Genomic DNA, 6,753 nt, shown 5'->3' on the forward strand with positions numbered 1-6,753 from the left:
GCCGATTCTTCCTATATACAATCAAATCTTTATCGAGCTATCCCGGTCCAGATATCAATCACTCTTTCGGGCGGTTATCGACGACCCGTTTGGCCTTGCCTTCCGAGCGCGCGACACCACCCGGCGCGTGGACGATGATCTTCGTCGTCACACCGACAACGCTCTTGATGTGATGGGTGAGTTCCTTTGCCGAAACGCCGCGTGCGGCTTCGTCGGCTGCCTCCAGGGTGCATTCCACATGAACGGTCATGTTGTCCATGCGGCCGGTGCGCGTCAGTTCGATCTGGAAATGCGGCGCAAGCCCGTGACATTTGAGGATCTGTTCCTCGATCTGCGTTGGGAAGACGTTGACGCCACGCAGGATCATCATGTCGTCGGACCGTCCCGTCACCTTCTCCATGCGGCGCAGGGAGCGCGCGCTGCCGGGCAGGAGCCGCGTCAGGTCGCGAGTGCGATAACGGATGATCGGCAGCCCTTCCTTGGTCAAGGTGGTGAAGACCAGCTCGCCGAGTTCGCCATCCGGCAGGACGGCGCCGGTTACCGGATCGATGATCTCGGGATAGAAATGATCTTCCCAGATATGCAGGCCGTCCTTACTCTCGACGCATTCGCTGGCGACGCCTGGTCCGATGACTTCCGACAAGCCATAAATGTCGACGGCGTGCATATCGAAGGCCTGCTCGATTTCATCGCGCATGGCATTCGTCCAGGGCTCTGCTCCGAAGATCCCGACGGCGAGGGAGCTCTCTCTGGGGTCGATGCCCTGGCGGCGGAATTCATCGAGGATCGACAGCATATAGGAGGGCGTGACCATGATGATGCGCGGCTTGAAATCCTGCATCAGCGTGACTTGCCGCTCCGTCATGCCACCCGAGATCGGCACCACCGTGCAGCCGAGTTTCTCGGCGCCGTAATGCGCGCCAAGGCCGCCGGTGAACAGCCCATAGCCGTAAGCGACATGCACGAGATCACCAGCACGGCCGCCGGCGGCGCGGATTGAGCGCGCAACGACGGTCGCCCAGGTGTCGATATCCTTGGCCGTATAGCCGACGACGGTCGGCTTGCCCGTCGTGCCGGAGGAGGCGTGAATGCGGGCAAGCTTCTCGCGCGGTACGGCGAACATGCCGAAAGGATAGGTATCGCGTAGATCCTTCTTCGTCGTGAAGGGAAACTTGGCGAGGTCCGACAGGCTCTTGAGATCGGAGGGATGAACGCCCGCTTCATCGAAGCGTTGCCGATAAAAGGGCGAGTTCTCATAAGCATGGGTGAGCGACCATTTCATGCGCTCAAGCTGCAGCGCGGAAATCTCGTCGCGCGAGGCTGTCTCGATGGCCTCGAGCTCGCCGGCCCGCGGTGATAGGTTTTCCATGAAAGTCTCCTCCAGAAATGCCAGGGCCACTTCGCTTCTCTTCGAAGCCGAAAAAGCTCTATCCTCTTGTTGTCCTACACATTACGGACGAAGAGCAGCTGCGCGCTCTTCCTGGAAATGCGTTAGATGCTCCCGACGCGAAGTCTACTCAGGCAGAAGCGTACCCTTGACCGAGCGTGAGTGGCCGCGAAATTCCGCGATCTGCTCGCCATGCTGATTGGTAATCGCGATGTCGTAGATACCGCCGCGTCCGCGGCGCGACACCTCACGAGCCGCCGCCGTCAACCGGTCGCCCCTGAAAGCCGGCGAGATATAGGTCACCGAACAGTGCTGGCCGACGGTGCGCTGATTATATGTGTTGCAGGCGAAGGCGAAGGCCGAGTCGGCCAGAGTGAAGATATAGCCCCCATGGCAGGTGCCGTGACCATTCGTCATTGCCTCGGTCACATCCATCGAAATTGTGGCTTCGCCCGGCGCTACCGCAGTCAGTTCCATGCCGAGGAGGCGAGTGGCGTTGTCGTCTTCCCACATCGATTTCGCACAAGCCTGCGCGAGCTCTTGCGGCGAGAGATTTTCAGTAAGGCTCATCGTCCCTTGAACTCCGGCTTGCGCTTTTCGAGGAAAGCTGAGACCCCCTCCGCATAGTCGGCACTGCGGCCGGCCTCGCGCTGCAGATCACGTTCGAGATCGAGTTGCTCGTCGAGCGAGTTGGTCGCTGCCGCCTGAATGGCGCGTTTCGTCAGGCCAAGGCCCAATGTCGGGCCTGAAGCAAGCCGGACGCTAAGCGCCTTTGCTTCATCCATCAGCTTGTCGTCGTCCACTGCGCGCCAGATCAGCCCCCAACCTGCGGCCGTCTCTGCGTCCAATGGCTCTGCCGTGAGCGCCAGTGCCTTGGCACGCGCTTCGCCAATGAGCCTGGGGAGGCTCCATGTACCGCCGGAATCCGGCACAAGGCCTATCTTTGCGAAAGCCTGGATGAACCGGGCCGAACGGGCTGCAAGGGTAATGTCACAGGCAAAGGCGATATTCGCCCCCGCGCCGGCGGCCACACCATTAACCGCGCAGACCACAGGCTTTTCCAGGCTGCGGATCAGGCGCAGAAGCGGGTTGTAAAAGGTCTCGATCGTGCTCCCGAGATCTGGCGTACCCTTGCGCGGGTCGCGATCGCCGAGATCTTGGCCTGCGGAAAAGCCGCGGCCGGCTCCCGTCAGAAGAACGGCTCGGACATCCGCATCCTTATGTGCGCGCTCAAAGCCGGCGCTCAGCGCAAGGTGCATATCCTCATTGAAGGAGTTGAGCTTGTCGGGTCGGTTGAGCGTGAGGCTCAAAACGCCATCGGCAAGGACTGATAGAACAGTGTCGGAATCGGACATGTATCCTCCCTGTCACCTTTCCCAGCGGTGACCGTGAAAAAACTCTTGCATAGACCGACCGGTCAGTCAATTATAAAAACAGCGAAAGGGAGGAATGGAGAGATGACAGCACTTTTCGAGCGGCATCTTACGACATTGCAGGGTGCGATGGATGCGGCCGCCAAACGCGACTACTGGTCCGCCTATCCCGAAATCCCAAGCGGCAAGATCTATGGCGAAACCGCCAGAGACGACGGTCTAGCAGCTTACGAAGCCAGGCTCGGAAAACAGTTCGAGATTGCCGGACATCCGGCGCAGAGCTCGGTTGGCGTTGAAGTATCGCCTTATGGGCCGTCGCTTGGTATCGGCTATCCGAGCGCATCCGTGGAGCTACTCGTTTCGGCATCACAGGCTGCCGCAACACAATGGGCTGCAGCACCGGCCAAGGCCCGCATCGGCATATGCCTCGAAGCGCTCTCCCGCCTCAATGCCCGCAGCTTCGAAATGGCGAATGCCGTTATGCATACGACGGGGCAGGGCTTTGCCATGGCGTTTCAAGCTGGCGGCCCGCATGCGCAGGATCGCGGCCTCGAAGCGGTCGCCTATGCCTACGCCGAGATGACCCGCACTCCGGCGCAAGCGATATGGACGAAAGCGCAAGGCAAGGGGGAGCCGATCGTTCTCGATAAGCACTGGCGTGTCGTGCCGCGCGGGATTTCCCTCGTGATCGGCTGCAATACCTTTCCGACCTGGAACAGCTATCCGGGCCTGTTTGCCAGCCTGGCAACCGGCAATACCGTCATCGTCAAGCCGCATCCCGCGGCGATATTGCCGCTTGCCATCACGGTCGAGATCGTCAGGCAGGTGCTTGCCGAAGAAGGTTTCGATGCCAACGCCCTATTGCTTGCCGCCGACACGATGGGCTTCGAGATCACGAAAGACCTCGTGCAGCATCCAGCGACTGCGATCGTTGACTATACCGGTTCCAACAGCTTCGGCTCGTGGGTGAGGGCTAATGCCGGTAAGGCTGATGTCTACACGGAAGAGGCTGGTGTTAATTCGATCGTCATCGGCGCGACCGACAATTTCGCTGGCCTGTGCAGCAACATCGCCTTCTCGCTCTCCCTCTACAGCGGCCAGATGTGCACGGCTCCGCAGAATATCTTCGTACCGCGCTCCGGGATTTCCACGGATGACGGGCACAAGAGCTTCGATGCGGTTGCCGCCGGCATCGCTGGAGCCATCGACAGCTTATTATCCGATCCGGCGCGCGCGGCCGGCATTTGCGGCGCCATCGCCAATCCGGCTTCGCTTGCGAGGGTGAACGAGGCCCGGTCGCTCGGCCGCATCGTTCGCGATTCCGCGCCGATCGAGGGTTTGGACGACGCACGCACAGCGACGCCGCTCATCCTCTCCGTCGATGCTGCCGCCGAGGCCGCCTATTGCGAGGAGCGTTTCGGCCCGGTTGTCTTCATCGTCGCTGTCGATGATGTGACTGAGGGCGTGAACCGGGCGGCCGAACTTGCGGAAAGAAGAGGCGCGATAACGGCCGCTCTCTACGAAACCGAAGAGGCGAGCATACTGGCAGCAGCCGACCGCTTCGCGAAAGCGGGTGTCAATCTGTCGGTCAATCTGACCGGTGGCATCTATGTGAATCAGAGCGCGGCCTTCAGCGATTTCCACGTGACCGGCGCGAACCCGGCGGGCAATGCCAGCCTGACGGATACAGCCTTTGTTGCCAATCGCTTTCGCATTGCGATGTGGCGGCGACCTGCTGCGGCCTAATCCTCCTTTGGCGGACCGCCAACAACATCGGCTAACGAGACCTGTGAGACCATGACCGTCACAATTACGCATGAAGGCGCAATCGCTGTCGTCACCATCGACAACCCGCCCGTGAATGCGCTTTCGCAGGCATTGCGACAGGCGCTGGTAGAGGCTGTTTCCAGCATTGACGTGGACGAAACCGTCGATGCTGTCGTGCTTATCTGTACCGGCCGTACCTTCATCGCCGGGGCCGATGTCAACGAGTTCGGCAAACCGCCGGTCCCTCCGCATCTTCCCGAGGTCGTCACCGGCATCGAGAATGCAGAAAAGCCTTGGATAGCGGCGATGCACGGTAGCGCCCTTGGCGGTGGGCTCGAGGTGGCGCTCGGCTGCGCCTATCGCGTTGCCGCCGCGTCGGCGAACTTCGGCTTGCCAGAGGTAAAGCTCGGCATTGTTCCCGGCGCCGGCGGCACCGTTCGCCTGCCACGGCTGATCGGTGCTCCGGCCACGATTGACATGGTGACCAGTGGGACTGCGATCGGAGCTGGAAAGGCGAGAGACCTTGGCCTTGTCGACGCAGTGATCGAGGGAGATCTCTTGCCGGCAGCCATCACCTTTGCAGGGGAGGTATCTCGAAAACCGAGGCCACAGCCGATCCGTGAGCGCAGCGTTCCGCCGGTCGAAAGTGATTTCTGGGCACGGACGGAAAAGGCTGTCGCTACGAAGGCAAAGAGGGAAGTCGCCCCGCTTCGTGCGCTCGCCTGTATTCGGACGGCGAGCGAGGCGGATTTTTTGACAGCAACGGCCTTCGAACGCGAGACGTTTCTGGAATTGCGCGGCTCCGCACAAGCCGCCGCGCTGCGCCATATATTCTTCGCCGAGCGTGCCGCACCTCGTCCTCCGGAAGTTGCGGACGTGGCACCGCACGATATTGGTTCCGCCGCTGTCATCGGTGGCGGCACCATGGGAGCCGGTATCGTTGCGGCGCTCAGGGACGCCGGCCTGCCGGTTGTTCTCGTCGAGCGCGACGCAACGGCCGTTGAACGGGGCCTCGCCAATGTCGGCCAGATCTTCGAGAACTCTGTAAAGCGCGGCCGTATCTCACCTGAGATCGCAGCGGAGCGCATGGCAGGGGTCACCGGCACGGGTGATTATGGCGCGCTCTCGGATACGGACCTCGTTATCGAGGCGGTGTTTGAAGATCTCGCCGTCAAGCGGGCGGTCTTTGCCCAATTGTCTCGTGTCTGCCGAGCCGACGCTATACTGGCAACGAACACATCCTATCTCGATCCGAACGAGATCGGGGAGGGCCTTGCGCATCCGGAGCGCTTTCTGGGTCTGCATTTCTTCAGCCCTGCCCATGTCATGAAGCTTTTGGAAATCGTCCCGACCAGGACGACGGCGCTGCCCGTGCTGGCGAGCGGCTTTGCGCTTGCCCGCTTGCTCGGCAAGATTCCCGTACACGCTGGTATCTGCGATGGCTTTATCGGCAATCGCATTCTCAAGGTCACACGCGCACAGGCGGAGCGTCTGTTGCTCTCCGGCGCGACGCCCGTCACCGTCGATGCAGCGATGCGTGCATTCGGCCTGCCGATGGGGCCATTCGAGGCCCAGGATCTTGGTGGTCTCGATATTGCGGCCTTTCAACGCAAGGCCGCGCGCGGACGCGGTGAAGCGCCGTTTGCGCCTGTCGCCGACCGGCTTTGTGCCATGGGGCGCGTCGGCCAGAAATCGAATGGCGGTTGGTACGATTATCAGCCCGGTGATCGCACGCCGCAGCCCTCGAGCGCGGTTGCGGCTATCATTACCCAAGAGGCTGCTGGACTGACGCAGCGAACTTGGGACGAAACGTCGATCGCCGATGCCATCATCCTGCCGATGGTGAACGAGGCAGCGCGCCTTCTGGAAGAAGGCATCGCGCTTCGCGCAGCCGACATCGACCTCGTCAAGATCCATGGCTATGGCTTTCCACGCTGGCGCGGCGGCCCAATGCATTATGCGCAGGCACGCGGCCTTGCCGAAGTTGTCACTGTATTGGATCGCCTCGCGACCGAGGGCCTTGCAGATCCAGCTTGCGACGGTCTGCGACTGGCTGCCGAACGCGATAGTTTCATGGCAGCTGCTGATTCCGTCGATGAAGTTCCATAACAAACCTTATCTGATGCTCTGCTGTAGCCGCAAAGTTGAAGTGTCCTGTTTTTGCAAAGTTGGAATGTCACTCTCCCCGGGTTTTTGATGACCTGGGAGATTGCGGATGGGACTGAT

The 6,753-nt window shown here is 60.9% G+C and carries 5 protein-coding genes; 2 read left to right on the forward strand and 3 right to left on the reverse strand.

Translation table 11 applies throughout. The features are described from left to right. Nucleotides 1–58: 58 nt before the first annotated feature. From paaK to paaG, 3 genes are all read right to left on the reverse strand, one after another. Nucleotides 59–1,369 (reverse strand): phenylacetate--CoA ligase PaaK, encoded by a 1,311-nt coding sequence (gene paaK / locus GGD46_RS17775; RefSeq protein WP_184706209.1) that lies wholly within the window; start codon nt 1,367–1,369, stop codon nt 59–61. A gap of 144 nt (nt 1,370–1,513) precedes the next feature. Continuing rightward, entirely contained in the window at nt 1,514–1,957 is a 444-nt protein-coding gene (gene paaI, locus GGD46_RS17780; protein WP_184706211.1) for a hydroxyphenylacetyl-CoA thioesterase PaaI, read from the reverse strand. Further along, nucleotides 1,954–2,742 carry a 2-(1,2-epoxy-1,2-dihydrophenyl)acetyl-CoA isomerase PaaG gene (gene paaG, locus GGD46_RS17785; RefSeq protein WP_184706213.1) on the reverse strand — a complete coding sequence of 263 codons (789 nt, stop codon included), beginning with the start codon at nt 2,740–2,742 and terminating at the stop codon, nt 1,954–1,956. The genes paaI and paaG overlap by 4 nt, the downstream gene beginning before the upstream one ends. A 102-nt stretch (nt 2,743–2,844) precedes the next feature. Between paaG and paaN the strand changes: the two genes are divergently transcribed. Together paaN and GGD46_RS17795 are read left to right on the forward strand one after the other, a co-directional pair. Next, on the forward strand, nt 2,845–4,506 hold the full coding sequence (gene paaN, locus GGD46_RS17790) for a phenylacetic acid degradation protein PaaN (RefSeq protein ID WP_184706215.1): 1,662 nt from the start codon (nt 2,845–2,847) through the stop codon (nt 4,504–4,506). Between the two features lie 51 nt (nt 4,507–4,557). Then, nucleotides 4,558–6,636 carry a 3-hydroxyacyl-CoA dehydrogenase NAD-binding domain-containing protein gene (locus tag GGD46_RS17795; RefSeq protein ID WP_184706216.1) on the forward strand — a complete coding sequence of 693 codons (2,079 nt, stop codon included), beginning with the start codon at nt 4,558–4,560 and terminating at the stop codon, nt 6,634–6,636. Nucleotides 6,637–6,753 lie beyond the last annotated feature (117 nt).

Origin of the sequence: Martinezella lusitana (assembly GCF_014207095.1) — a bacterium.
GTDB lineage: Bacteria > Pseudomonadota > Alphaproteobacteria > Rhizobiales > Rhizobiaceae > Rhizobium > Rhizobium lusitanum_B.

What these genes read in the sequence shown, in the direction of transcription:
- paaK (WP_184706209.1), bottom strand. Translation starts at nt 1,369, where the DNA reads ATGGAAAACCTATCACCGCGGGCCGGCGAGCTCGAGGCCATCGAGACA.
- paaI (WP_184706211.1), bottom strand. Translation starts at nt 1,957, where the DNA reads ATGAGCCTTACTGAAAATCTCTCGCCGCAAGAGCTCGCGCAGGCTTGT.
- paaG (WP_184706213.1), bottom strand. Translation starts at nt 2,742, where the DNA reads ATGTCCGATTCCGACACTGTTCTATCAGTCCTTGCCGATGGCGTTTTG.
- paaN (WP_184706215.1), top strand. Translation starts at nt 2,845, where the DNA reads ATGACAGCACTTTTCGAGCGGCATCTTACGACATTGCAGGGTGCGATG.
- GGD46_RS17795 (WP_184706216.1), top strand. Translation starts at nt 4,558, where the DNA reads ATGACCGTCACAATTACGCATGAAGGCGCAATCGCTGTCGTCACCATC.